Genomic DNA, 1,401 nt, shown 5'->3' with positions numbered 1-1,401 from the left:
TCGCGGCAATCGATGAAGCCGAGCTTTCAAGACCTACACCAAAATCATGTCTAATGTGCATGCCGTGCCTTTTCAGGCTTTTGTATGCTACCGGAATGAGGATATCCGAGGCGTTGAGCATCAGGAACATAACGCAAATCCATGTTTTCATTAGGTATTATATATTGCAGTGTCCCTAACAAAGATGACTCTTTGGGATAAACACTTACGCGACCAACGCCAGAGCCATCTTTGATTATGCCAATATAATCCTTTGCCTGAACATAATAATCTATATAGCCGGCAATACCAGAGGCTCCGAAAACAGGATATTTCCCATTTTCAGAGTCGATATTCTTCTGCATCAAATTTGATGAAGCCTTATTACAAATATCTTGTAAAGGCCGAATTTCCCAGCCGTGGTTCATTGTGCAAGCATCTTTTGAAGTTCGACCATGCCACGGAGGAAGGTTTCCTCTGTGGTGTGAAGACGGTTCATGATTGATTCTGTGGGTTCAAACTCCACCTTTTCGCGGATAGTCTCCTTGTAGGTGTTGAAGGCAAGATCGTAGCCATGCTCGATTATCTCGCTCTGCGGCACAAGGAACGACTTGTCGGTGCGCTTACGCTCCGATTCTCCGGCTTTGCGGTCGTGGAATCGCGCGATGATGTCGGGTATGTCGTTGTCGGCAATCTCGTTGCGCTTCTGGTCGAGCGAAAAGCCGTCGGCTTTCATATCATAGAACCATACCCGGTCCGTGCCTCCGGCATTGGTCTTGGTAAAGATCAGGATGGCTGTCGAGACGTTGGAATATGGCAGGAATACTCCGGCGGGCATCGAGATGACGGCTTCAAGGTATTGGTTCTCCACCAGCTCTTTGCGCAGGTCTTTATGAGCTTTCGAGGAACCGGTCAGCACACCGTCGGGGACGATAGACGCACAACGGCCGCCCACACGTAGCGAGCGGATGAACAGGGCGAGAAACAGCAGTTCAGTCTTCTTGGTCTTGGCGATAGTCAGAAGACTCTTTGCCACGGCATCGTTGTCGAGGCTTCCGGCAAACGGCGGGTTGGCGAGTATAAGCGAGTAACGCTCCGTGTCGGTATTGTCGGCGGACAGGGAATCCTGCCATGCCACCTGCGGATTGTCAACATCGTGGAGCATAAGGTTCATTGCACCGATGCGAAGCATAGTTGCGTCTGTATCGAAGCCATGCAACATTGTGTTGCGGAAATGTTCCTTTACAGATTTCTTGGCAAGCTCTTTCTTATAACGCGAGTTCGGGATAAGGAACACCATAAAAAAGTTGAATCGGCAGCTTGAAAAAGCTGCCGATTTTTTTGGCAATATCACTGATGTTTAGTAATTTAGATGCAACAAACAATAAATACTGTATCATGATTACCGAAAGTAAAGTTACT

2 protein-coding genes are annotated in these 1,401 nt (G+C 48.0%); both read right to left on the bottom strand.

Annotation, left to right across the window (positions count from 1 at the left end):
• Positions 1-50: 50 nt before the first annotated feature.
• Positions 51-407, bottom strand: a complete 357-nt coding sequence (locus C5O24_RS13325) for a restriction endonuclease subunit S (protein WP_107037116.1) — start codon at positions 405-407, stop codon at positions 51-53.
• On the bottom strand, positions 404-1,279 hold the full coding sequence (locus C5O24_RS13320) for an HsdM family class I SAM-dependent methyltransferase (protein WP_107037117.1): 876 nt from the start codon (positions 1,277-1,279) through the stop codon (positions 404-406). The genes C5O24_RS13325 and C5O24_RS13320 overlap by 4 nt, the downstream gene beginning before the upstream one ends.
• Positions 1,280-1,401 lie beyond the last annotated feature (122 nt).

The sequence above is a fragment of the Paramuribaculum intestinale genome, from assembly GCF_003024925.1.
GTDB lineage: Bacteria > Bacteroidota > Bacteroidia > Bacteroidales > Muribaculaceae > Paramuribaculum > Paramuribaculum intestinale.
Note: the sequence above shows the minus strand (reverse complement) of the source record. Positions and strands in the feature narration are given on the sequence as shown.